18 protein-coding genes are annotated in these 25,360 nt (G+C 49.0%); 9 read left to right on the forward strand and 9 right to left on the reverse strand.

Features of this window, described 5'->3' with window-relative positions; all coding sequences use genetic code 11:
• Window positions 1-16: 16 nt before the first annotated feature.
• Entirely contained in the window at window positions 17-2,848 is a 2,832-nt protein-coding gene (locus KW844_RS25220; RefSeq protein WP_218379563.1) for a PKD domain-containing protein, read from the reverse strand.
• A 93-nt stretch (window positions 2,849-2,941) separates the two neighbouring features.
• Entirely contained in the window at window positions 2,942-7,768 is a 4,827-nt protein-coding gene (locus KW844_RS25225; protein WP_218379564.1) for a gliding motility-associated C-terminal domain-containing protein, read from the reverse strand.
• 147 nt (window positions 7,769-7,915) lie between these two features.
• On the opposite strand from KW844_RS25225, the gene KW844_RS25230 reads away from it, so the two are divergent.
• On the forward strand, window positions 7,916-8,488 hold the full coding sequence (locus KW844_RS25230) for a methyltransferase domain-containing protein (protein WP_218379565.1): 573 nt from the start codon (window positions 7,916-7,918) through the stop codon (window positions 8,486-8,488).
• A 10-nt stretch (window positions 8,489-8,498) separates the two neighbouring features.
• Window positions 8,499-9,188, forward strand: a complete 690-nt coding sequence (locus tag KW844_RS25235; RefSeq protein ID WP_218379566.1) for a rhodanese-like domain-containing protein — start codon at window positions 8,499-8,501, stop codon at window positions 9,186-9,188.
• A gap of 103 nt (window positions 9,189-9,291) precedes the next feature.
• Here KW844_RS25235 and KW844_RS25240 read toward each other — a convergent pair whose 3' ends face one another.
• Entirely contained in the window at window positions 9,292-10,788 is a 1,497-nt protein-coding gene (locus KW844_RS25240; RefSeq protein ID WP_218379567.1) for a carboxypeptidase M32, read from the reverse strand.
• Between the two features lie 61 nt (window positions 10,789-10,849).
• On the opposite strand from KW844_RS25240, the gene KW844_RS25245 reads away from it, so the two are divergent.
• The 5 genes from KW844_RS25245 (at window position 10,850) to KW844_RS25265 (ending at window position 17,139) form a co-directional block, all read left to right on the forward strand.
• The gene (locus tag KW844_RS25245; protein WP_218379568.1) at window positions 10,850-11,944 is read left to right on the forward strand and encodes a Nif3-like dinuclear metal center hexameric protein; all 1,095 of its coding nucleotides are present in this window, start codon (window positions 10,850-10,852) and stop codon (window positions 11,942-11,944) included.
• Between the two features lie 3 nt (window positions 11,945-11,947).
• Window positions 11,948-12,700, forward strand: a complete 753-nt coding sequence (locus KW844_RS25250) for a zinc ribbon domain-containing protein (RefSeq protein WP_218379569.1) — start codon at window positions 11,948-11,950, stop codon at window positions 12,698-12,700.
• 357 nt (window positions 12,701-13,057) lie between these two features.
• On the forward strand, window positions 13,058-14,545 hold the full coding sequence (locus KW844_RS25255) for a lipopolysaccharide assembly protein LapB (RefSeq protein ID WP_218379570.1): 1,488 nt from the start codon (window positions 13,058-13,060) through the stop codon (window positions 14,543-14,545).
• Window positions 14,546-14,586: 41 nt separating this feature from the next.
• Window positions 14,587-16,233: a DNA repair protein RecN gene (gene recN, locus KW844_RS25260; protein ID WP_218379571.1), complete on the forward strand. Its 1,647-nt coding sequence runs from the start codon at window positions 14,587-14,589 to the stop codon at window positions 16,231-16,233.
• 90 nt (window positions 16,234-16,323) lie between these two features.
• Complete coding sequence (locus tag KW844_RS25265; protein WP_218379572.1) at window positions 16,324-17,139, forward strand: enoyl-ACP reductase; 816 nt, start codon at window positions 16,324-16,326, stop codon at window positions 17,137-17,139.
• Window positions 17,140-17,407: 268 nt separating this feature from the next.
• On the opposite strand, the gene KW844_RS25270 is transcribed toward KW844_RS25265, so the two are convergent.
• Window positions 17,408-17,629, reverse strand: coding sequence for a DUF2795 domain-containing protein (locus KW844_RS25270; protein WP_012794455.1), 222 nt, complete (start codon window positions 17,627-17,629; stop codon window positions 17,408-17,410).
• 101 nt (window positions 17,630-17,730) lie between these two features.
• On the opposite strand from KW844_RS25270, the gene KW844_RS25275 reads away from it, so the two are divergent.
• A complete protein-coding gene (locus KW844_RS25275; protein ID WP_218379573.1) occupies window positions 17,731-18,381 on the forward strand; it encodes an ABC transporter ATP-binding protein in 651 nt (216 codons plus the stop codon).
• 77 nt (window positions 18,382-18,458) lie between these two features.
• Here the strand turns inward: KW844_RS25275 and KW844_RS25280 are convergent, their stop codons facing one another.
• The 3 genes from KW844_RS25280 to KW844_RS25290 are packed head-to-tail and all read right to left on the reverse strand — an operon-like array spanning window position 18,459 to window position 22,508.
• Entirely contained in the window at window positions 18,459-19,361 is a 903-nt protein-coding gene (locus KW844_RS25280; RefSeq protein ID WP_218379574.1) for a histone deacetylase, read from the reverse strand.
• 6 nt (window positions 19,362-19,367) lie between these two features.
• Window positions 19,368-20,015, reverse strand: coding sequence for a ligase-associated DNA damage response endonuclease PdeM (pdeM, locus tag KW844_RS25285; protein WP_218379575.1), 648 nt, complete (start codon window positions 20,013-20,015; stop codon window positions 19,368-19,370).
• 39 nt (window positions 20,016-20,054) lie between these two features.
• Window positions 20,055-22,508, reverse strand: a complete 2,454-nt coding sequence (locus KW844_RS25290) for a ligase-associated DNA damage response DEXH box helicase (RefSeq protein ID WP_218379576.1) — start codon at window positions 22,506-22,508, stop codon at window positions 20,055-20,057.
• A gap of 53 nt (window positions 22,509-22,561) precedes the next feature.
• Between KW844_RS25290 and KW844_RS25295 the strand changes: the two genes are divergently transcribed.
• Window positions 22,562-23,887 (forward strand): NCS2 family permease, encoded by a 1,326-nt coding sequence (locus KW844_RS25295; protein ID WP_218379577.1) that lies wholly within the window; start codon window positions 22,562-22,564, stop codon window positions 23,885-23,887.
• Here KW844_RS25295 and KW844_RS25300 read toward each other — a convergent pair.
• The gene (locus tag KW844_RS25300; RefSeq protein WP_218379578.1) at window positions 23,880-24,917 is read right to left on the reverse strand and encodes an LD-carboxypeptidase; all 1,038 of its coding nucleotides are present in this window, start codon (window positions 24,915-24,917) and stop codon (window positions 23,880-23,882) included. The two genes, KW844_RS25295 and KW844_RS25300, sit on opposite strands and share 8 nt — an antisense overlap.
• Before the next feature lie 27 nt (window positions 24,918-24,944).
• Entirely contained in the window at window positions 24,945-25,340 is a 396-nt protein-coding gene (locus tag KW844_RS25305; protein ID WP_218379579.1) for an ester cyclase, read from the reverse strand.
• Window positions 25,341-25,360: the final 20 nt, after the last annotated feature.

A 25,360-nucleotide genomic window follows, 5' to 3' on the forward strand; every position in this document is an offset into this window, starting at 1 on the left:
TATCCAGGTTATGATGTTATCTCAGTAAGGTTAAGTTGCCTTTCAGCTGCAATAGTTCGTTGGTATCGCAATAAGCCTCCAGGAAATAAATGTATACATCGGCCGACTGCGGCTGACCCTTGAAGTTGCCATCCCAGCCTTTGCTGATATCGTCGGTATTGAATTTTTCACGGTGATATACTTCTTGTCCCCAGCGGTTAAATACCCGGAGCGACTTCACGAAGCTGATCCCTTTTCCACGTGGGTAGAAAACGTCGTTGACGCCGTCACCATTGGGACTGAAGCTGTTAGGGATAAACATGGCATCGCTGCCGCATACCAGGTTTATTTCCATTACATCAATTTTCGTACAGCCGAAACGGTTAGTGCCGGTAATGCTGTAGGTCATCGGTTTACGTACACTGGCAGTGGTTACCGGACTGTAAGGGAAGCTGATGTATTCCGCCGGCGACCATTCCCATTTTATCACATCCAGCGAGCCGGTGGCCATGAGGGTGGTGGTGCTACCCACAGATATCGTCTGATCCTTGCCGGCGTTTACTTCGGGCGTTGGTTTTACACTCACTTTTACCGTTACAGGTGCGCTGTATGGGCACATAGGATCATTGGTACCGGTTACCTGGTAGGTGATATCCTGCGTGGGCGTGGTGATAGGATCTGCAATTTTGTTGTTGGTGAGCCCGTCCAGCGGTGTCCAGTTGTAGAGGGCAGCGCCGGTGGCCTGTAATTTTGTGCTGCTGCCATAGCAAACGATAATATCGCTGGCAGCCACGGTGATATTGGTTTTAGGTACCACGGTAATGTCCAGTGAATCACGCATCGTACAGCCGTAAGCGTTAGTTGCTTCTGCTACATATTTTGTGGAGGTTACGGGAGATACTACCGGTGCATTGCAATAGGTACAGCTGATATTATCAGTGCTTAACCACTGCACATTCCCGTCAGTAATGGCATTCAGGGCCGTACCGGCACCCTCACATATTTTTGGATTGGTAGCGTTTACTTTCAGGAAAGGTGATGGATTGATCGTCACGGTTTTGGTGATGCTATCCATACAGTTGCGGGCATCGGTGATCACCAGCTTTACGCTGTAATTACCGCTGGCGCTGTATTTGGTGGCAGGTGGTGTTTGGGATGCGGACGCCAGCCCGTTACCGAGGTCCCATTGCCAATTGGTTAGGGGGATATTGGGAGATGTAACCGAAGTATTGCTGAAAGCAACCGGCTGACCTGCACATGTGCCGCCGGAAAGGTTAAAATTGGCTACCGGCGCCAGTATGCTGATGTTGCCTGTTTTGCGCACTACGTCATCACAATAAGCGGGATTGCTGTAGTGGATAGTCAGCTGATCATCGTATATCCCTGTGGCGGGCCAGTTTTTCGTATAGCTTTGTGCGTTAGTATTCTGCGTAGTGCCGTCACCGAAAGTCCAGGTATAGCTGGCTACCAGTTCCAGTGGCACGTTCAGTACTTCGTAGGTGGCATTGCTGCCGCGACAAATAGCGCTCACACCAGTGGTGAAATCCGCATGGAAGTAGTATACTGTCTGAAAGCTGCTGTGGGTACAGGTGCCGTTATTGTCTTGTACGGTGAGCCGCACCGTGTATTTACCAGGGGTGGTGTAACTGTGTACAGCGTCCCTGGAGGTTTCAACAGCACTGTTATCCCCGAAATCCCACTGATAAGTGGAATTGGCGGTGGTATTGGTGCTGGTGTTGGTGAAACTGAATTCGCTTTTGTTGCTGCAGTTCCTGGTATAGGTAAATGCCGATACCGGGCCATTGATAGTTACCGGCACCGGCGTAGCTGCCGTGTAACAGCCGTTGCTGCCGGCTTTCAGCTGTACGGTAAGGTTGCCGTTGGCATTGAAGCTGTGCCTGATATCGTTGGAAGTAGTTTCCTGCTGGGTGCCATCACCAAAATCCCAGCTGTAGGTATCCGCGTACTGCGCATTGGCAATGAGCCGTACCGGCTCGCCCGTACAGGCGGCGGTAGGAGCTGCAGTAAAGCTGACGTTGGCAGGTGGGTTCCCTGCGCGAACCTGGCGGTCGAAAGTTTTTTTGATTACACAGCCACTGCTGGTATTTACGGTAAGGGTCACGTTGTAACTCCCCGTTTGCGCATAGGTGTGCGTAATGGCAGCATTGCCGTTTTGTGTAACGCCATCTCCAAACTCCCAGGTGTAGCCGGTTACCGGATCATTGGTGGTATTGGCCGATGTGGCGGTAAGCGCAGCCAGGAACGGTACACAGCCTGCCACCGGTGCACTGATGCTTACTTCCGGTAGCGAAATGTTTATATAGGCAGCTTTTACCATTTGCTGCGTACATCCGTTTGCGTTAGCTACCTTCAGCGTTACATCAAATTTACCTGCCTTGGTATACGCATGTGCCACGGTGGCGGCAGTGGTGGTAACAGGTGCACTGCCATCTCCAAAAGTCCAGGTTCTGACCGCGCCATCCGGCGTGAGATCAGTGAAATTAGCGGTATACACTTTACAGCTTTGGGTAACATCTGCCCTGAAATCAGGAACCGGAGTGCCGGCAACGGTAAATTCCCTGTAGTAGCTGCTTTCTGTATTATAATATTTTGCCGTGAGGGTAATACGTTTTAACCCGCCCGTTGTATAGGTGATCTGTGGATTTAAGTCGTGTGAGGTTCTGCCATCCCCGAAATCCCAGGTGTACATTACCGGAGAACCAGTGGTGGTGTTCTGTAATGTTACGGTTACAGGTGAGCATAATGTTGACGGTGAAGCAGTGTAGTTGAAGTTGGCCTGCTGCGCATAGAGCTTTCCTCCAAATAACAACACTAACAGTAACAATAATGTCCTGAAAGGATATTTCATAGGTTCGGGCGGTTTTTCATAAATCAGACCACAAATTAATGAAAAAAATAATAAACGACCTGTTGTATCTATTGTAGATTGATTATCAATTAATTATTTTAATAAAGTGATGTTCCCTTTCAGTAATTGCGCGCCACCTTTATCGCAAACCACCTCCGTAAAGTACACATATACGTCCGGGTTGGCAGCCTGCCCTTTGAAGGTGCCATCCCAGCCCTTGCTACTGTCGTTGGTAGTAAAACTATACCGCTCGTAAACCAGCTGTCCCCAGCGGTTGAAAATCTTAAACGATTTCACTTCCTGCGCGCCGCGCCCGCGGATATAGAAAATATCGTTGACGCCATCGCGGTTAGGACTAAAGGAATTAGGAATAAAGATGTTAGCATTGTCGCACACAATTTTCAGATTCAGCTCATCTTTTGCCGTACAGCCGTAACGGTTAGTTACTTCGATATAATAAGTAGCATCGTTTTTGGGCGTAATGGTAGTATTGGCGCAAACGCTGCAGCTAAGCCCATCCTGCGGGGTCCATCGTACGGTGGTTACATCTTCGCTTAACTCCAGCCGCATCGGAATAATACTACCGTTGGAGGTAGTGATATCCGGTCCTGCATTCACCGTAGGTGAAGTGTGTACGATCACATGCGACACAGCAGAAGCAGTAAAGCAGTTGTATTTATCCTGGCCGGTTACGGTGTAATCGGTAGATACCGTTGGTCGCGCAATCGGATCAGGAATATTAGCGTCGCTCAAAGTAGCAGCAGGTGTCCATTGATAGCGGTCGGCACCGGTGGCCATCAGCCTGGTAGAAGTACCATCACAGATTACCCCGTCCGTAGTTTGGACGGTGATAGGTTGCGTAACGGTAAGACTGATAATCTTTGTATTCGTGCAACCGTAAGGGTTAGTAGCCGTTACGGTGTACGAGGTATCTCTGTCGGGCGTTACCAATGGGGAGTGGCTGGTAGGATCACTGATGTTGTAATTAGTCCAAAGCACGGTGGCATTGGCTTCTGAATTAGCCATCAGCTGGAGCGGTGTGCCACGGCATACATTCACTTTGTTGGGCGTAGGCGCCAATAGGGGTGATACCTGTACGGTAAACTGTGTACCGGCTACATCCGGGCAGCTGCCATCTGCATTGGTAACTGTGAGCTGCACTGGTTTTATGCCGGCAATGTTTGCTTCGTAACTGATCGGTGTTTGCTGGGTGGTGTTAATATCAGGTGCAATATTCCATTGCCATTTGGCATCCGCCTGGCCGGTAATTTCATGGCCTGTAATGGTAGTGGAAAAGCCCTGGCAAATATCTCCTATGGGATCTATTGCTGCACGTGGCTGCGTAGGTATGGTCAGCTCCTTTGTGGCTTCTGCTGTACAACCATAAGCGGTGACGATTTTCAGGTTGATGGCATGCTTACCTGGATTCGGATAGTTAAACGAAGGGTGGCGGATGGTGCTGGTATTACCCGGGTTGCCAGGCATTCCAAAATCCCAGGTGCTGCTCAGGGGCATGCCAAGCTGTTCCTCTGTCAGCGTTTTGGAGAGATTTGTAAATCTCACCAAACCACCCCCACACGCAGCAGAATTATCAATACTGAAATCAGCCACCGGTTTATCCACAATTACCTTATCGTTGATGATAGCCGGTACTTCGCAGCCCTTCGCATCAATGAGGATCACCCGCGGCGTATAGATACCACCGTTAGCATATATATGTTTGGGCGACTGCGGTGTAGTTGTTATTTCTACCAAACCATCGTCGAAGTCCCACGCATATTTCACCGTTTTGGTAGCCGTAGCTGTCATGTTCATTTCCAGCGGAGCACAGCCATGATCCGGACCTGCGGTGGCCGTGCCGTTAGGTCCGTCAATAGTGATAGACTTACTGATCTGATTACTGCAACCTTCGCGGGTATAAACGGTCAGCACAATATTGTAGGTCCCCGGGCGGGAATAAATATGTCCGTCAGGGTTATTGTTGCCGGTATTGGTACCATCACCAAAGTCCCACCTGGAGCGGATAAAATCAATGGATGTATTTGTAAGCGTTACATTGGCCGGCGGGCAAGGTAACAAGGTTTCCGGTAACACAAAATCCGCTTTCGGATCAGGGACCCTAACTTTTTGCGTGGTTTCATCCACACAACCGGAAGGAGAAGTGATTTTCAGTTTAATGTCGTAGGTACCAGGCGCAGTAAAGCTTTTACCTGGGTATAAAGCCGTGCTGGTAGTGCCATCTCCAAAATCCCATGCAACAGTATTGTAACCGGTGGAAGTGTTGTAATACACGCGGGATTCATTGAGGCAGGGCTCTGTACTGGTAACAGTAAAGGCTGCTTTGTGATTATCCAGCTGCACTTGTTTCGTGATACTTGCCGCGCAATTGAACTTATCCGTTACCGTTAGTGTAACAGGGAAACTGCCATCTCTTGTATACTGGTGTGCTACATCCACCGGCGGTGTGGTAGCGCTTACATCGGTACTGTTATCTCCAAAATTCCAATTCCATGTGGTGAGTGCATTGCCTGTGTTCATACCGGATTTATCGGTAAACAGGATATCGCTGTTGCGGCATAGTTTGCCAGTGAAGGTAAAATCAGGAATAGGACCGTTCACCGTTACATCTGCGATGCTTGATTCGGTTACACAATTGTTCAGATCTGTGGTTTTCACCTGCACTTTATATTCCCCCGGAACGTTGTACTGATGCAATGCTGGCTGATCCCAGCCGGTTTTATAATCCTGTGTACCATCTCCCCAGTTAATGAAGTATCCTTGCTGAAGGGTGTCTGCCGGGATAGTAGCGGTGAGGGTAAGACTTTTCCCCACACATACTGACGCGAGGTTGGTGGTGATCGCCGGCGTTTGGTTTACAATGATTACACTGTCGCCGAATTCATTATCGCAATCACCATTATTTACTTTCAGGGACACATAAAAACGGCCTTGCTTCGTGTAGGTATGTGCTGGCCCGGGATCTGTACTGGTAGTGCCATCCCCGAAATCCCAAAGATAGTTTTTAGGAGCCCCGGGATTGTTGCCCCAGTTTGTCATGTCAGTAAATTTCCTGTATGCCGGCTGGGTACAATCCACTGTGGTAGCCCATTCTGCAATAGGTGGATTTACGTTGATATAATCTGTTTTAATAAGCGTATCCCTGCAACCGTAGTTATCCACAATCAGCCTTACATCATGCAGGCCGATGGCGCGGAAATAATGCTCGGGATTTTCTACTGAACTGTATATATCGTTTTGCGGTGTTCTCGGGTCATCTATATCTTCCAGGAATGTCCATAGCCATTGTTGGCCGGGAGGTACGGAGCGGTTGGTAAACTGTACCGGATCTTTCGCACATACGGTCAGCGGGGTGGCGGTAAAGTCCACTACCGGCTTGCGGCCTGCTCTGAGTGTGATGTTGGAGGTGCCCTGGCAGCCGTTGGCAGTAGTAAAAGTTAATACTACATTGAATATACCTTCTGTGGTGTACAGGTGCGTTGGGTTAGGGCCTGTGCCGGTGGTGCCGTCACCAAAATTCCAATTGTAATCCACAACAGGCTCATAGGGTCTGCCGGTAACGCGTGTGGATAACCTGGCATTAAAAGGGAGGCAGCTGTCCAGCCTTTCTGCCATAATTTCTACAGTGGGCAGGGAATAATCTACTGCCAACGGAAGGCTGACGGTACAGCCATGGTCGGTAGTGGCGTTCATTACCACATTATAGGCCCGGTTTTGTGTAAAGGTATGTACTGGATTTTGTTCGGTAGATGGGGGTGTTCCATCGTCAAATGTCCACGACCAGGAAGTGGCGTTACTGTTTGTAACAGTAAACCGGGTAGCTGTTGGCAACTGGCAGGTATTGTTAGGTGTAACGGTGGGCCGGTCCGTAGGATTATCATACATGGTAATCGGCAGTATAACAACATCCGAGCAGCCGTCTAATGTTACGGATAGTACCACCTGCTGGCCACTTACACCTATGCCATGGGTGGCATCCTGCGTGGTGGCAGTGCTGCCATCCGGGAAGGTCCATATGCTGGAGGATGGCGCAGGTGTGGAGGTATTGGTGAACTGCACAGTTTGACCCATGCAGGAGTTGGAATAGGTAAACGATGCCTTAAGGTTGCCGATGCTGATATAGTCCGTGATGGTGTTGCTGCTTTGGCAGTCGCCATTGGTGGCGGTCAATGTTACCGAATATTTGCCCGGCTGGCTGTATTGGTGTGTGGCACTGGTGCCGGTGGTACCGTCGCCATAATCGTAAGTAAACGTAAATTCTTTGTTGGGGTCTGGTGTTTTATTGATAAACATGACATCAAAGGGGGCGGTGCAACTGCTGGCTTTAACGGCCTGGAAGTCGGGCTTATCCGGTGCTGTTCTGATGCGGACAGGTATTGGAGCGCTGCTGGCGCGGCATCCCCAGTTGTTGATGGCGATGCTGCTAACGTTATAGGTACCCGATGCGTTAAACTTGTGGCTCACGGTTTTTCCCTGTTCAGTTGTCAAGAGGGTGCCATCGCCCATATCCCATTCAATGGAAGTGATGTTACCATCGGGGGTGGTGGAGTTGTCGGTGAAAGCGAGCGTGGTGAACTGGCAGGCATCTGTGGCAGGTCCTGTAAAGCTGGGTGCAGGTACGTCGTGTACAACTACATCCAGTGTTCTGGTAACGGGCCCTGATGGATATACGGCGGTGAAGTTGACTTTATATGTTTTAGGAACATCAAAAGTTTTCATGGGTGCCAGCATGTTATTGATACCGGCGCCCTGGTCGAACGTCCATTCGTAGCTGGTATATCCCGGGTCGAGTGTGGCGGAAAAGCTCACCAGTAAAGGTACGCAGCCGCTGGTTTTATTTGCACTGATCGACACGTTTTGCGCCTGACAATTGGCAAATGTTAATAACAGTAAGATACTCACTGTTATGGTTATACGACAATAAAAGTTTTTCATGGCATAGGTGGCCTTTGCAGGCAGGTCATAGGTATGTTAGTGGGTTAAAAATAATATAATAATCGGTATAGCTATATTATATCTGTAAATTGAAGCAGCACTTAAATTAAAATCATGGATAGTCAATACTGGAACAACCGTTACCTGAATAATGAAACTGGCTGGGATATGGGGATGGTATCGCCGCCGTTGAAAGCATATATTGATCAATTGGAGAATAAAGATTTGCGTATACTGATTCCTGGTGGTGGCAACAGTTATGAGGCGGATTACCTGCATCAGCAGGGGTTTAGTGATGTTACGGTGCTGGATATTGCACCGGTGGTGGCGGAGCGGTTGCGGCAGCGTTTTGAGGGTACGGGGATCAAGGTATTGGAGGGTGATTTTTTCGTACATGCGGCACCGTATGACCTTGTATTGGAACAAACTTTCTTTTGTGCGTTGGAGCCGGGTTTGCGCCGGCAGTATGTGTTGCATATGCGTAGCCTGATTGCACCTGGCGGGCACCTGGCCGGTGTGTTGTTTAACCGGCAGTTTCCGAAGGAGGGTCCACCGTTTGGGGGAGATATTAACGAATACCGGGAAATATTTTCCCCTCATTTTGAGTTATATACCCTGGAAGCATGTTACAATTCCCACCCTGCCCGGCAGGGCACGGAAGTATTTATTAATTTTATACCGAAATAAGAGATTGTTTATGAGAAAATTGTTGACCATATCCGTCCTGTTGCTGGCAGGTTTGGGCGTTTTTGCCCAGGACAAACAGCGGGAGGATGCAGCTGCCTTTGCCAGGGATATTGCCCAGCCGGGTGTACAGGTATTCGATGTACGTACGGCAGCGGAGTTCAGAACCGGCTATTTACCCAATGCACTACAGGCCGATTATACCAGGAAAGACGAGTTTCTGGACCGGGTGAAGTACCTGCACAAGGACCAGCCGGTATACATCTACTGTTTGAGTGGAGGCAGGAGTAGCGCGGCCGCCAAATGGATGCGTGAAAATGGTTTCACCAATGTGGTGGAGCTGGAAGGCGGCATCAATGCCTGGAAGCAGGCAGGGATGACAGTATCGGGAGCGAAGGGTCAACAGCCGCAGATGGGGATCAGCACTTATTTACAGGAGGTGCAAACAAAAGGCTGGGTGCTTACAGATGTGGGTGCTGCCTGGTGCCCGCCGTGTAAGCAAATGGAGCCGGTGTTGCAGGCGCTGCTGCGTGAGCGGAAAGATGTGAAGCTGGTAAAAGTAGATGGTGGTAATGATACAGAGGTGATGCAGTCTGTTAATGCAGCTAAGTTGCCTACTTTTATTATTTATAAAGATGGAGAGGAGCAGGGAAGGCTTACGGGGGTTGTGAGTAAGGAGGAACTGAATGCGATGATGAAATAATCAATGCTACATATGGGCGGGAGTTAGCTGTGCCTTTGGCAAAGCTAACTCCCGGAAAGTAAGAAAGGGCTGCTGGCCCTTTCTTACTTTCCGGGATGCCTGATTATAAAAATTTCCCTGCGGCATAGTCCAGGAAATAGCTGAACTGCAGTTGGTTTCCGGTGATTTTCTTACACAGCTCATTGGATGTGTAAAATCTGCCGAAGGGATGAATATTATTACGCAGCCAATCGAGCAGCGGCTGATAATTTCCGCTGGCAATGCTGGCGTCGAGGTCTGGTACCTGTTTTTGTGCGGTGGTAAAGAACTGTGCAGCATAGAAGCTTCCCAGGGAGTAGGTAGGGAAGTAGCCGAAGCTGCCGTGGGACCAGTGGATATCCTGGAGTACGCCTTGGGCGTCGTTGGGTACTTCTACGTGTAGGTATTGACGGTAGTAGTCGTTCCAGGTTTTATTCAGGTCTTTAGTGCTGATGGAGCCATCGATGAGTCCTTTTTCAATTTCGTACCGGATCATGATATGGAAGTGGTAGGTGATTTCATCCGCTTCAGTGCGTATCAGTGATGGTTGTACGTGATTGATGGCTTTATAGAATTGCTGCAGGGATATGTTGCCTAGTTGTTCGGGGAACAGCGCCTGTATGCGTGGGTATTGGAATTTCCAGTAGTGGAGGCTGCGGCCCACGTTGTTTTCCCAGAGGCGGGATTGTGATTCGTGGATACCGAGGCTGGCGGCTTCACCGCAGGGGAGGCCGTATTGTTCGGTAGGCAGTCCTTGTTCGTAGAGGGCATGGCCGCCTTCGTGGATGCAGCTCCAGGTCATGTTGCTGAAATCCTTTTCATCGATGCGGGTGGTTACGCGTACATCCAGTGGGTTGAAGCTGGTGGTGAACGGGTGCTCGGAGATATCCTGGCGGCCGGCGTTCATATCGTAGCCCATTTCTTTGAGCAGGTCAATGCCGAGTTTCCATTGCTTGTCGCGATCGAAATGGAGATGCAGAAAGTCGCGCCGGGCAGGTGTTTGTTTCGCAATATCCTCCAGTAACGGGGATAGGGCTGTTTTAACTTCTGCAAAGATGGTATCGAGCATATCTACATTGGCGCCTTTTTCATATTCGTTGAGCAGGGCGTTGTAGGGGTGGTCGTTATAGCCGAGGATGGCGGTTTCCTGTTTTTTCAGTTCCACCATGCGGGCCAGTGCCGGTTCGAAGATGTTATAGTCGTTGGCTTTGCGGGCTTTTATCCAGGCGTGGTAGGCCTGGTTGGTGGCTTCAGATAATGCTGCCACGAGCGTTGCCGGGTATTTTTTATTTTTATCGTAGTCTTCCAGGGAGAGATGAATATTTTTCTGTTGAACAGCATCCAGTTCCGGGTTGTTGTGCAGTTCGTGCAGGAGGTTTCCCAGCTCCGGGGAGGTGAACAGTTCATGTGCGATGGTACTGAGGGTGGTGATCTGCTGACCTCTGAAACCGGCGCCTTTTTCGGGCAGGTAGGTTTCCTGGTCCCATCCGAGTACGGCGATGGCATTTCTGACGTCTGCAATTTTTTGCATCTTTAGTTTGTACGCCGCATATTGTTCTGCTGTAGATTTGCTTCCTGGCATAACTTATATTTTTTTACAAATGTAGGGGATGACCCGAATGAACCATTAATTTTTACCCATTATGAAGATAAAAGAGATTATTCAGGCGATAGAAAGTTTCGCGCCGTTACAATACCAGGAGAGTTATGACAATGCGGGCTTGCTTTTCGGGGATGCTTCCAGGGAGGTGACGAATGTGTTACTGACGCTGGATGCCACGGAGGAGGTGATCGACGAGGCGATTGCGCGTGGCTGTAACCTGGTGGTGGCGCATCATCCTATTGTATTTGGGGGGCTGAAGAAGATTACGGGGAGTAATTATGTGGAGCGGGTGGCGATTAAGGCGATCAGGCATGAGGTGGCGGTGTATGCGGCGCATACAAACCTGGACAATGTGCGTAATGGCGTTTGTGCGGAGATGGCGGCGCGGCTGGGGCTGGAAAAGTGCCGGGTATTGCAGCCGAAGAAGGGGTTGCTGAAGAAGTTATACACATTTGTGCCGGAGGGGGATGCGGAAAAGGTGCGGGTGGCCCTTTTTGAGGCGGGTGCCGGGCACATAGGGCAGTATAGCGAGTGTAGTTACAATGGCGCCGGTGAGGGCACGTTTAAGGCCGGTGTGGGTACGGACCCTTATGTGGGCCAGGTGGGGGAGCGACATTTTGAAAAGGAAACGAAGTTGGAAGTGATTTTTCCGTTATATTTGGAAGGTCGTGTGATTTCCGCACTGTTGTCGAGTCACCCTTACGAAGAGGTGGCATATGACATTGTAAATCTGGACAATACATATAATGAAGTAGGTTCTGGCCTGATAGGCGAGTTACCGGCAGATATGGATGAGCTGGAGTTTTTGAGGCTGGTAAAGGAGCGTTTTGGGGCCGGATGTGTAAAGTATACGAATCTTAGGGGTAAGAAGGTGCGCAGGGTGGCGTTGTGTGGGGGAGCGGGCAGCTTTTTATTAAAGCGGGCTATAGGTGCTGGTGCGGATGTATACATTTCCTCGGATTTCAAGTATCATGAATTTTTTGATGCTGATAATCAAATAGTTATAGCAGATATTGGACATTTTGAGAGCGAGCAGTTTACAGTAGAATTATTTTATCATATATTGACTGAAAAATTCCGTAATTTTGCGCCTCTTAAATCTACGATTAAAACAAACCCGGTAAATTATTTATAATACATGGCTACCGTAAAAGAATACTCCGTTGAAGAAAAATTAGCGTCTGTGCTCAGATTGCAGAAGATTGATTCCAAGCTGGATGAGATCCAGGTGCTGAAAGGGGAGTTGCCGATTGAGGTAAAAGACCTGGAGGATGAGATCGAGGGATTGAATACCCGTCAGTCACACATTGAGAATGAGATCAAGGGTATCCAGGATTTTGTTTCCAACAAGAAAGCGGCTATTAAAGATGCGGAAGCGCTGATCAAGAAATATGAGAAGCAGCAGGACAATGTGAAGAACAACCGCGAGTTTGAGGCAATTACCAAAGAGGTGGAAATGCAGAACCTCGAAATCAAGTTGGCAGAAAAGCATATCAAGGATGCCAACGAAGAGATCAAGGAAAAGAGCCGTGTGCTGGAAGGTGCTAAAAAAGCAGTTGGCGATAAAGAAGCTAACCTGAAGCACAAGAAAGGTGAGCTGGAAAAGATCATTGCCGAAACTGAGAAAGAAGAAAACGAATACGAAAAGCAGAGTGATGAAGCACGTGGTAAAGTTGATCCGCGCTTACTTGCTGCTTACGAAAAAATCCGTAAAAATTACCGTAACGGTTTGGCCGTGGTAACTATTGTTCGTGATTCCTGCGGTGGTTGCTTTAACGCAATTCCTCCTCAGCGTCAGGCGGAAATCCGTCAGCACAAGAAAATCATTGTGTGTGAGCATTGCGGACGTATCCTGGTTGACAACGACCTGGAAGCTTCTGTGACTATCTAAGCACTGACTTAAAGTTTTTTATAAAAGACCTTCGCATGCTGCGAAGGTCTTTTTTTTGCCTTTACGGTCTGCCTGATGCAGACGTTGGAACTGCGTATAGCCATTCCGGTTGGGCAGGTGCCTGAGCACTTTGGCAAAGGGGCATTTGTATCTCCCTGAAAATAAAAAAAATAAACTAATATAATTAGCGGCATGTTACTAAAAATATTAGTTTTGCTGTAATTTATTGCTCCGCGCATATAGCATGCGTACAAGTTCTTTTTATTTGTGGCAGGAAATTCGCTGGAATAAGGCAACTTTGAGAATTGTGAATTGTTTGATCAAATGATGACCTTTAATTTCAGGAATTTTGTCGGTATGCGAATCGTAGTTTCAATAATCTTGGTACTGAGTGTAGCGTTGAACGTTAGTGCGGGTCCGAAAGTATATGACTTTAATGCCCGGTGTGAGCAGGCGTATGATGCCATCATGCAACTGCGTATCAATGCCGGAAAGGCTTTGCTGGAAGCAGAAAAAAAGGAGCATCCGGATAACCTGATGCCTTATTTTCTGGATGATTACGCTGATTTTTTTCCGTTGTTCTTTAATGAAGATCCATCGGAGTACTCACGGAAAAGAAATATGCGTGGCTTCCGCCTTGATAAGATGGCGGAAGGATCACCGGACTCCCCTTACTACCTGTATACCCAGGCGGCGATCAAGTTCCACTGGGCGATGGTAAAAGTGAAGTTCAACGAAAAATGGGATGCAGCATGGGAGGTACGTAAGGCCTACATGACGCTGAAGGAAAATCAACGACGCTTTCCGGACTTTATGCCTAACAAAATGTTGCTGGGCGCCATGCAAACCGTTTTCGGGACTATTCCTGAAGGCTATAAGTGGATCACCAACATACTGGGTATGAAAGGCAGTATTAAGGATGGGATGGGCAACGTCAATGATTTTATTGAAAGCAGTGCACCGGAAGCCAGGTATTTCAGAGAGGAGTCCTATTACTACTATTGCTACCTGACACTGTTTGTGGTCAATAAGCCGGAGGATACCTGGCAGTTTTTGCAACGCAAGCAGCTGGACACGAAAAATAATTATCTCTTTGCCCTGATGGTGGCTAATCTTTCTATGAATAACCAGAAAGCCGCCAACGGAATCAGGGTATTACAGGAAAGAAATGATTCAGGAGATTATGCAGATATCCAGTATTACAATTATGTATACGGACTGCTGAAGCTCACCCGGCTCGATGATGATGCACACGTTTACCTGGAAAGGTTTATCAACAACTTTAAAGGGAAGTTTTACCTGAAAGAATGTTTGCAACGACTTAGCTGGTATTATTACCTGGAAGGTAATCAGGGGGCTGCCAATAAGTACAGGGAGATGATACTCTCCAAAGGCGGTACCGAAACGGATGCGGACAAGCAGGCACTGAAGGAAGCACAAAGTGGCAGATGGCCCAATGCTTTTTTACTGAAAGTACGCCTGCTCAGTGATGGTGGTTATTTCAGCGATGCATTGAAATTACTGCTCACCAAAAAAGCAGCTGATTTTGATGCCATGGATGAAAAGCTCGAATACGCCTACCGCCTCGGCCGTATCTATGATGAAACCGGCCAGGATGATAAAGCGATTCAGATGTATGATGTAACCGTAAAAGTTGGCGCCAACAGGCCTGAATATTATGCCGCCCGCGCCAGCCTGCAAATGGGGATGATCTACGAAAAACGAAACGAAAAAGCCAAAGCTGTCCAATGCTATCAGCGATGCATGGATATGAAAGGGCACGACTATAAAAATTCCCTCGACGCGCGCGCTAAAGCTGGGATCCAGCGTATAAGCGGCAGCTGAGGAAATAAAGCACTTGCATAGATTTTTTATTATCCTGACTTATGTTACAGCGCTTAATTATAAAAAATTACGCCATTATCGATCACCTGGAAGTTGACTTCTCAGGAAACCTGAATGTCATCACCGGTGAAACAGGCGCAGGTAAATCTATCCTGCTAGGCGCCCTCTCGCTCATCCTTGGTGAAAGAGCAGACCCCGGCGTGCTGTTTAATAAAGAAGAAAAATGTTACGTGGAAGGGATCTTCCAGTTTAAAGACAGACAGGTATCCGTATTCCTGGATGAGCATGAACTCGATGTGGAAGATCAGCTGATCATCCGCCGGGAAATCAGTGCTGCCGGGAAGTCCAGGGCCTTCGTCAATGATACGCCTGTCAATATCTCCCAGCTGTCAGCACTCAGCCAGTACCTGGTAGACCTGCACCAGCAGTTCGATACACTGGAACTCGGCAACGCCGAATTTCAGCGGGAAGTAATCGACGCACTTGCCAAACCTGCAGCGCTACAGCAATACCAGCAACAGTTTCAGCAATACATACAGGTACAAAAGAAATATAAAGAACTGTTCGATAGCAAAGAAGTAGCCAACAAAGAACTGGACTACAACAAATTTCTGCTGGATGAGCTCACAGAGGCTGACTTCAAGGAAAATGAAATCGAAGACCTGGATAATGAATTGCAGGTACTCAGTCATGCCGAAGAAATCAAAAATAACCTCAGCCGCGTTTACTTCCAGCTAAAAGAAGATGAGCAGCCGGTATTGCAACAGCTCAAACAAATGCAATCGTCCCTGCAAACTATCTCCGCATTTCATAAAGATGTGCCAGCGGTAGCAGAACGGATGCAATCCCTTTATATTGAGCTGCAGGACATTGCCGGCGACATTGACCACATCAGCGACCAGGTGCAGTTCGACGGTGCCCGCATTGAGCAGGTAAACGAGCGCATGGCTATGGGCTACCGCTTCTTCAAAAAACATGCGGTGCAAACCACCGCTGAGCTGCTCGAAATCAAGGCTACCCTGGAACAAAAAGTATCCAGCGTACTTAACCTCGATGAAGAACTGGCAGCACTGGAACAACAACAAACCGAACTGAAAACGCGCCTGCAGGAACTGGCAGCCGGCATTACCGCCGCCAGAACCTCCGCAGCACAACCGTTTGAGAAAAAAGTAAACGAGCTGCTGGCTCAGGTAGGCATGCCCAACGCCCGCATGAAAGTGGAAATCTTAAACGGAGAACTGAATGCATACGGACAAGATACCATCGACCTGCTCTTTGATGCCAACAAAAGCAACCAGTTTGCGCCGGTAGGTAAAGTAGCTTCCGGTGGTGAGCTCAGTCGTATCATGCTTTGCGTGAAGTCCCTGGTAGCAAAATCCGTTCACCTGCCTACGCTTATCTTCGATGAAATCGATACCGGTATTTCCGGTGAGGCGGCCAAACAGGTGGGCGTTATCCTGAAAGACCTTGCCAAAGAGCATCAGATTATTTGCATTACGCACCAGCCACAGATCGCCGGAAAAGCAGATGCACACTACTTTGTATATAAAGATGCCGCTGCCGATAAAGTACGCACCAGCGTACGCCTGCTGACACTGGAAGAGCGTATCAGCAAAATTGCCCAGATGCTGAGCGGAGAGAAGCCGACCGCAGCAGCTTTGGAAAATGCCCGCGAAATGGTGCGGTAACAGGTAAATCCCTGAAAACGGCCGGTAAATAAATCAAATAGCTTTTTTCAACTATAACGACTATTTTTGCCGAAATTAATTTTTGACCAAATGGCTCATAACTTATTAAAAGGGAAAAAAGGTATCATCTTTGGCGCTTTGGACGAAAAGTCTATCGCGTGGAGAACTGCACTGCGTTGTGTAGAAGAAGGCGCTGAAATCGTGCTTACCAATGCTCCTATTGCCCTCCGTATGGGTGAAATCAAAAAGCTGGCTGATACCTGTAATGCACCGGTAATTCCTGCTGACGTAACCAACATGGATGATCTGAATAACCTGTTTACTAAATCCATGGAGCACTTTGGCGGTAAGATTGACTTCGTACTGCACTCTGTGGCTATGGGTATGAACATTCGTAAGGGCAGAAGCTATACCGATCTGGATTACGACTTTAACCACAAAACATTCGATATCTCCGCCATTTCCTTACACCGTGTGCTGCAAACAGCTTACAAACTGGATGCACTGAACGAATGGTCTTCTGTGATTGCGCTGTCCTACATCGCTGCAGAACGCGTATTCCCTGACTACGGTGAAATGGCTGATGCTAAAGCATTGCTGCAATCTATCGCACGTAGCTTTGGTTATCACTACGGCGTACACAAAAAAGTACGTATCAATACCATCTCCCAATCTCCGGTTAAAACAACTGCAGGTGGTGGTGTGAAAGGCTTCGATGGTTTCATGACCTACGCAGAAGAAATGAGCCCGCTGGGTAATGCTTCCGCTGACCAATGTGCTGACTATGCCGTTACCCTCTTCTCCGACCTGACGAAAATGGTGACTATGCAGAACCTGTTCCACGATGGTGGTTTCTCTTACACCGGTGTTTCTGAAGGAGTAGTGCTCCAGATGGAAAAACAATAATGATTTAATAGTATCACTATATGAAAAAGGCCGCTGCGATTGCAGCGGCCTTTTTTTTGCACGCATGCCCCCTGGCTACCAACTAAAATGAAGGCACTGAGAACCGCGTGAAGCACCGCCCGGGAGGAGGTCCCCTTTTGGTCAACCCCGATAAATGGAAGAATAGCTTCAAATAGGCACAAAAATAGCCGCTCCACCTCGGTGGAACGGCTGCAGTTCTTTTGGTATAGGACCCTCAGGAGCCTATAAGTAACAACGGATTATCCGATTAATACTCATCTTCATTGAAGAAGAAGTCATCCTGTGACGGATAATCGGACCAGATATCCTCAATACCTTCGTAAATTTCCCCCTCATCTTCCAGCTCCTGTAAGTTCTCAATCACTTCAATCGGTGCACCGGAGCGGATTGCGTAGTCAATGAGTTCGTCTTTCGTAGCTGGCCATGGAGCATCCTCCAGGTATGAAGCTAATTCTAATGTCCAGTACATCTTATTAAAATTTTTACTTTTTTAATTTTCCGCAAAAGTATTATTTAATTTGAAATAAACAACTTTTACTATTTTATTGGTTATTTACTTTTCTTTGGGTTATGCTAACCGCTCGCAATGTCACCAAAAATTATTCCAACTTACCGATTTTAAAGGGAGTTGATATAACTGTCAGTAAAGGAGAAATAGTAACCATCGTTGGTTCCTCCGGAGCCGGCAAGAGTACACTGTTGCACATCCTTGGAACGCTGGACCAGCCCAGTTCCGGCGAAATCCTGCTCAATGATGTGAACCTGACGGAACTGAAAGGCAATCGCCTGGCCGACTTCCGCAACCGCCATATTGGCTTTATTTTCCAGTTTCACCACCTGCTGCCGGAGTTTACCGCCATCGAAAATGTTTGTATTCCTGGCTATATCGCCGGTATTAACAAAAATATTATCCGGGATAAAGCGGTTTTCCTCCTTGAAACCCTCGGTTTGAAGGACCGGCTGGATCATAAACCCGGTGCCCTGTCCGGTGGTGAGCAGCAGCGCGTGGCCGTTGCCCGTGCCCTCATCAACTCTCCGGACGTGGTAATGGCCGATGAGCCTACCGGTAACCTGGACTCCCGCAATGCCAGAGAACTGCATAACCTGTTTTTCGAACTCCGCGAAAAACTGAACCAAACCTTCATTATCGTTACGCATAACGAAGAGTTGGCGCCGCTTAGCGACCGCCAGCTGGTAATGAAGGATGGCAAAATTATTTAACTCCCGAAAATCGTCCGGCTTGGCCGGAGGATTTTCGGGAGTTGGACCAGGGCCACAGGCCCTGGTCCAACTCCCGGCTAAAAGCCGTATGTATCAATACCCGCACTAAAAGTCCGGCAGTGCGCATCCACCACGTCTTTCACCTTTGGCGAATACCCACCACCCATGACTACGGCCACGGGTATATCATGTTTTTTCAATATGTCAAATACCAGGATGTCCCTTTCCAGACAGCCTGCCGCGGTGATTTTCAGCTTACCCAGCTTATCTGTTTCCAGAATATCGACCCCGGATAAATAATATACAATATCGGGCCTCACCTTGTTTATCAAAATCTCCAATGCAGCTTTCAGTGCCTGAAGGTATGGTCCGTCAGTGATGCCATCCGGCAGGGGAATATCCCAATCGGAGCGCTCCTTATGAAACGGATAGTTATGCGCGCCGTGCATGCTGAACGTATATACGCTGGCGTTATTTTCAAAGAGTGCTGCTGTGCCGTTGCCCTGGTGTACGTCCAGGTCCACCACCAATACCTGGTTCACTTTGCGCTGCTCCAGCAGGTAGTTAGCCGCCAAACCAATATCGTTTAACAGGCAAAAGCCCTCACCTCTGGCGGCAAACGCATGGTGGGTGCCCCCAGCCACATTAAAGCCGATGCCATGATCCAGGGCGTGGAGGGAGATATCGATGGTTCCCTGGCCAATGGTGATCTCGCGCAGGGTCAGTTGCCCGCTCTGCTCAAAGCCGATTACCCGCTGTTCCCGGTAGGTAAGCTGCTGATCCCGCAGTTTGTGCCAGTATGCTTTGTCATGGGTGAGCAGGATGGTGGCTTCCTCCAGTGGCGCCGGTGCAAACAGGTGCTCCGGCTGAATGATGCCTTCGCGCAGCAGCTGCTGGGGGATCAGTTCATACTTTACCATCGGAAAGCGATGGTCCGCCGGCAACGGATGTACGTAAACGTCATGGAAGGCTATCTTCATAAAACTTTATTGGGCCCTGACTACGGATTGTCCGGCAATTACAAAAACCGCTTCTCCCGGTGAGGCATCTACGCTGGCCATACCGGTGAAATCGCCAAATGCAGGTAATATGCCGCAGTGACGGCCGAAATAAAAGCAGGGAAGCCGCAAACGCTGTTTGGCCGGACCTGCCATCACATATCCCGGATGCAGATGCCCAGAAAACGTATAGGTGTAACCGTTAGCATCTTCGCAGGGTTCGTGAATAAAGTGAATATCGCGGATGGTAAGATGTGGCGAAGTGGTGATCTGAAGGTTGCCGTATATCTCTGCCGGCATAATGTCATGATTGCCAACTACCAGGTGGAAAATGATATGGGGAAACTGCTGGCGCCAGATCTTGAAATACTGTACCTCGCTGTTTTCCCGGCTATGGAACATATCACCTACAATAATAATCTGTGTTGGCTGCAGGCGGGTGATGAGCCGCTGTAATCGCAGCAAATCCTCTTCCACAATGCCCGTAGGTACGGCAATGCCGGCCTTTCTGAAATGTGTAGCCTTGCCCAGATGCAGATCTGAAATAATGAGTGCCTGTTCTTCCTGCCAGTAGATCGCGCGTTCCGGCAACAGGTGCCAGTGCTGCGATTGGTAAACGAATATTTCCCCTGTCACGCTTTCCTCTTTTTTAATCAGGCTGCAAATTATCAATTATTAGGCGTTTGCGGCGATCAATTTTTTAATGCGGTCTTCCAGTTTTTCACTGGTCATTGTATCCCGTAAGCTATCCACTTTAATAGGAAAGCAGAAGGGCGTGAGTCGCTCTGGCCGGGTGATCACGATCTTGCTGATGGCGATGCGTTCCAGTGTTTCGCGGAGGCGGGCCTCCTCCATCTGGTAAAAGAAGGCTTCGTTAAAAGCCTGTTGGAGCAGCAGGTTGTGCGGATCATAATCCCTGAATACGTTGAATATCAGGGAGGAGGATGCTTGTAAGTGCCTGTTGGCCTTGCTTTTGCCGGGGTAGCCCTGGAAAATAAGGCCTGCAATTACGGCTATGTCCCTGAATTTTCTGCGTGCCATTTCCGTGGAGTTCACGCTGGCTTGTAGTTCTGTATTCAGGTTTTCGAGCGATAGTAAAGCTTTCGCATTCTCCGCTGTTACGGGGATGGGCTGGTCGGAGAGGAGCTCAAACCCATAATCGTTCATCGCTATGGAGAAGGTAATGGGCTGTATCCTGCTGATTCGGTAAGCCAGCAGGGCTGCCATTACTTCATGTACCAGCCGGCCTTCAAACGGAAAGCAGAAGAGATGATAGCCATCTTTGGTATCGATATGTTCTATGAGCAGTTCATCGTCTTTCGGTACATGTGATAAGTCTTCCTGGAGTTGAAACAGCGGCTGGAGCGCAATCAGCTCGGGATCTTTGGTGCGGCGGCTCAGCGCTTCGTTGAACTTTTGGCGGAGCATTTTCCCGAGGTTGGATGACAGTGGAATACGCCCTCCCTGCCAGGACGGTACAATCGTTTTTTTAGAGGTCGATTTGCGAACGAGGGCGGTCATGTCTTTCGTCATTACAAATTCCAGGTTACGCCCTGCCAGTGTAAAAGACTCGCCGGGTTGCAGCCGGGAAATGAAGCCTTCTTCTATCACGCCCACGTAGCCACCGGAAAGGAATTTCACTTTCATCATCACATCGCTGACGATAGTGCCTATGTGCAAACGGTGGCGCATGGCCAGCACGCGGCTGGTACAGCGGTAGTAGTTCCCGCTTCTCTCTACTTTTTTAAACTCATCATATCCTGAAAGGGCTTCCCCGCCGGTGGTGAGGAAGGCCAGCAGCCATTGCCAGTCTTCAGGCGTGATATGTTGGTAACAATACGTTTTCCGTACCTCCTCCCATATGTCGGTAGCATGAAATCCGTCGGACACGGCCAGGGTCATCAGGTATTGCAGCAGTACATCCCAGGCGAGCAGCACGGGCATGCGGCTTTCAATCAGTTCCTGTTCCATGGCAGCTTTAAGCGCGGCGGCTTCCACGAGTTCGAGTGCATGGGTGGGCAGGAAATATATTTTGCTCACGGCATCGGGCTGGTGGCCGCTGCGGCCGGCTCTTTGCAGGAATCTGGCTACCCCTTTGGGGCTGCCTACCTGTATAACGGTATCTACCGGACGAAAATCCACACCCAGGTCCAGGCTGGCGGTACACACGACCACTTTCAGGATACCGTTGTGGAGTGCTTCTTCCACCCATACACGCAGTTCCATATCCATAGAGCCGTGATGCAGTGCTATGGCGCCTGCCAGTTCGGGGCAGTGGGTGAGCAGTGACTGGTACCAGATTTCACTTTGGGAGCGGGTGTTGGTAAACAGTAGCGTGGTTTGACTCTCTTTAATAATCGGAATCGCCTGCGGCAGCATTTTAAGGCCCAAATGGCCGGCCCAGGGATAATTCTCCATCTCTGTAGGGATAACGCTGGTAAGGGCTATTTTCTTCCTTAAAAGGGCCTTTATGATGATGCCATCGTTATGGTATGGGCCCAGGAGTACCTGCATGGCCTCGTCGAGGTTACCGATGGTAGCGGAAATGCCCCATACTTTCAGGGGTGGGCGGTTTTCCTGGATGGCCAGTCCACGCAGCCTGCTCAGGGCCAGTTCCACCAGCACGCCCCTTTTAGTGCCGATGAGTTCATGCCACTCGTCGGCCACCACGGTATGCAGGTGCTGGAAGTGCGCGGGGTAGTCGCGCTGTGCCAGCAGGATGTGCATGCTCTCCGGTGTGATCAGCAGGATTTCCGGCATCTGCTTTTTCTGGGCAGCGCGGGTAGCGGTGGAGGTATCACCGCTGCGGATGCCTACCTGCCAGGGGATGCCCAGCTCGTCCAGCACTTCGGACATGGCGCGGGCAATATCCTTTGCCAGCGCGCGCAGTGGAGTGATCCACATGAGCTGCAGGCCGTTTTTCTTTTTTTTCTGGTAGTCTTTGGGGTGCGCATCAATCCACGCGATCACGGCTCCCAGGAACAGGGAGAACGTTTTACCGAAGCCGGTGGGCGCGTTTACGAGGCCTGATTTGCCTTGCAGGTATGCTTCCCAGGCTTCCTGCTGGAATTGAAAAGGTTGCAGCTCTTTACCGGCGAGCCATTCCGTGATTACCTGATGTCCTTTCATGCACAATTTCCTTACCGGGTTATTGGATAAAATTAAGACACTATTTTTGCAACATGCTCTCTAAATTTTTCAGGCTGGAAGAAAACCAGACCACTTTTAAAAAGGAGGTCCTGGCAGGCCTCACTACTTTCTCCACCATGGCTTATATACTGGCGGTAAATCCCAGTATTCTTTCCCAAACGGGTATGGATTTTAATGCACTTATTACGGCTACGGCGCTGGCAGCAGCCATTGGTACGCTGGTAATGGCGTTTTATGCCAACCTGCCCGTAGGCGTGGCGCCTGGTATGGGCCTTAATGCGTTTTTCGCCTACACCATTGTTTCGGCCATGGGGTATAGCTGGCAGTTTGCGCTCACAGCGGTATTTTTGGAAGGGATCATTTTTATTTTTCTTTCTCTTTTTAAGATACGGGAGGCGATTATCAACAGTATTCCGTCCAATCTCAAACATGCGATATCCGTGGGCATAGGATTGTTGATTGCGCTGATAGGCATGGCCAATGCGGGCATTATTCAAACGGGGATGCACCATGTAGGCGATGGTAAGCTGGAAGGGGTGATTCTGAAAATGGGGGATCTTACCTCCGCAGGCCCGCTGCTGGCGCTGATTGGGGTGATTGTAAGTGCGGTGCTGATGTACAAGGGCGTGAATGCGGCATTGCTGATAGGTATCATGGCAGCCACCCTGGCAGGTATTCCGCTGGGTATTACCCATATGCCTGAAAACGGCCACCTGATAGGCTGGCCACCGTCAGTAGCACCAATAGCTTTTAAGCTTCAATTCGATAAAATATTTTCGGTGGACATGCTCAAGATCCTGTTTACCCTGCTCATGGTGAACCTGTTTGATACCGTGGGTACGCTGATAGGGCTCTGTAACAAAGCCGGCCTGTTGGATAAGGATGGCCGTATGCCCCGCGCCAAACAAGCCCTGATGGCCGATGCCGTAGGTACTACTGCCGCGGGTTTATTAGGCACCAGCGTGGTAACGGCTTATGTGGAAAGTGCCAGCGGCATTGCTGCTGGTGGTAAAACGGGCCTCACCGCCTTTACGGTAGCCATCATGTTTTTACTGGCCCTGTTTTTTGCGCCGGTATTTGCCATGATCCCTACTGCGGCTACGGCGCCTGCATTGATTATCGTGGGTATGCTGATGATGGGAGCCGTTACAAAAATTGATTTCAATGATGTAACCGAGGCACTGCCGGCATTCCTGGCCATCGCCATGATGCCTTATTCCTACAGTATTGCAGAGGGCATTGTGTTTGGTATGTTATCGTATGTGCTGCTGAAAGTATGTACCGGACAGCATAAGCAAATCAGCCCGGTGATGTATGTGCTGGCGATATTGTTTATTGTTACGTTCTTTGTTAAATAGTTTTTTCCACCAGCGTAGTACCGGTGTTGCTGACTTGTAGCGTGTGTATGGCATTACATTTCAGGGCATAGTTATTACGCTGGTGTCCTACCGGGAAGTTAAAGCATACCGGGTAGGCGTATTTCCCTACACGTTCGTAGATCATATCGTATAGAGTTCTGCCAAATTCCTCTCCGGGATCGTCGGGCTTGATACGGTTAAAACCACCGATGATCAGGCCTTTGAGTTCACTCAGCTTGCCGGATCTTTCCAGTGTACCCAGCATCCTGTCGAGACTATACAAATATTCCCCTACTTCTTCCAGGAATAAAATTTTCCCTTTGGTATCTATTTCGGATGGGGTACCCGACATGCTTTGCAGCACACTCAGGTTACCGCCTACCAATGGTGCGGTGGCGCTGCCCTGGCGGTTTTTAGGGTCGGCCAGTGCAGTGTATTGCATGGTTGTACCTATGAGGGATTGGTATATGGAAGAGATGGTATCCTGCATCACGGCATCGGATGTACGAAAATCATCGGGGAAGCTATTGCACATTTTACTGTGAATACTGGAGATGTTAAACGTGCTGTTGATATGGCTGTGTAAGGCGGTGATATCACTGAACCCAATGATCCATTTAGGATGCTTTGTAAACTGGTCGAAGTTAAGCCGGTCAATCATCCTGGCGCATCCGTATCCGCCGCGGGCGCACATGATGGCTTTGATGTCCCGGTTGTTGAGCATGTCCTGGAAGTCGGCTGCACGTTGTGCATCCGTACCGCCAAATGAACCATCTTTCAATCCAACGGTGCTGCCTATACGAATAACAAATCCCCAGCTTTCCATAATGCGTACCGCCGCAGCAATTTCATCCCTGGTGATATATCCTGCCGGGCAGGTGATGCCTATGACATCACCTTTTTTGAGATAGGGCGGCAGTATGGGCGTAGCGGGCGTTTCATTTGCCGGCAGTATGGCAGCTGCTGCCCTTACGGCCGGAAAGGCGGCACCGGTGGATATTAAGGCAGATAAAAAATGCTTACGGTTCATTGGATTAAAGTAAGCATATTTTATGAATTATGCCTGCCGTACTTCACGAACGGACCAATGTGCGATGTACTGTCCGTTTTTTAGTTCCACGATGTCAATAATCCGCATGGTTAAAGGTTTGCCGATGGCAGTAAGTCCCAGGAACGGTGCATTCAATATACCAGTAAATGTTTTGTGAGTGATCACGGTGTCACCGTCGGTATACATGGCATGGATATCAAGTTTCAGATCGCCGATGTTACTGAGTCCTGTGAGGATGAAAGTTTTGAGTGACTGGATGTCCTTTGCAAATCCAGGTGCTGCGGTGTGATTAATGAAGTCGGGATGCACAATGGCGTCGAGGGTTTCCATGTCTTTGTTGAGGAGGCAGGCTTCGTTGAAAAGTCGTACTGTGGCCATGTTTTGTTCAGCGGTGTGTTGCATAGTAAAAATGATTTAATGCA

Source organism: Chitinophaga sp. sic0106 (genome assembly GCF_019219075.1).
Classification (GTDB): domain Bacteria; phylum Bacteroidota; class Bacteroidia; order Chitinophagales; family Chitinophagaceae; genus Chitinophaga.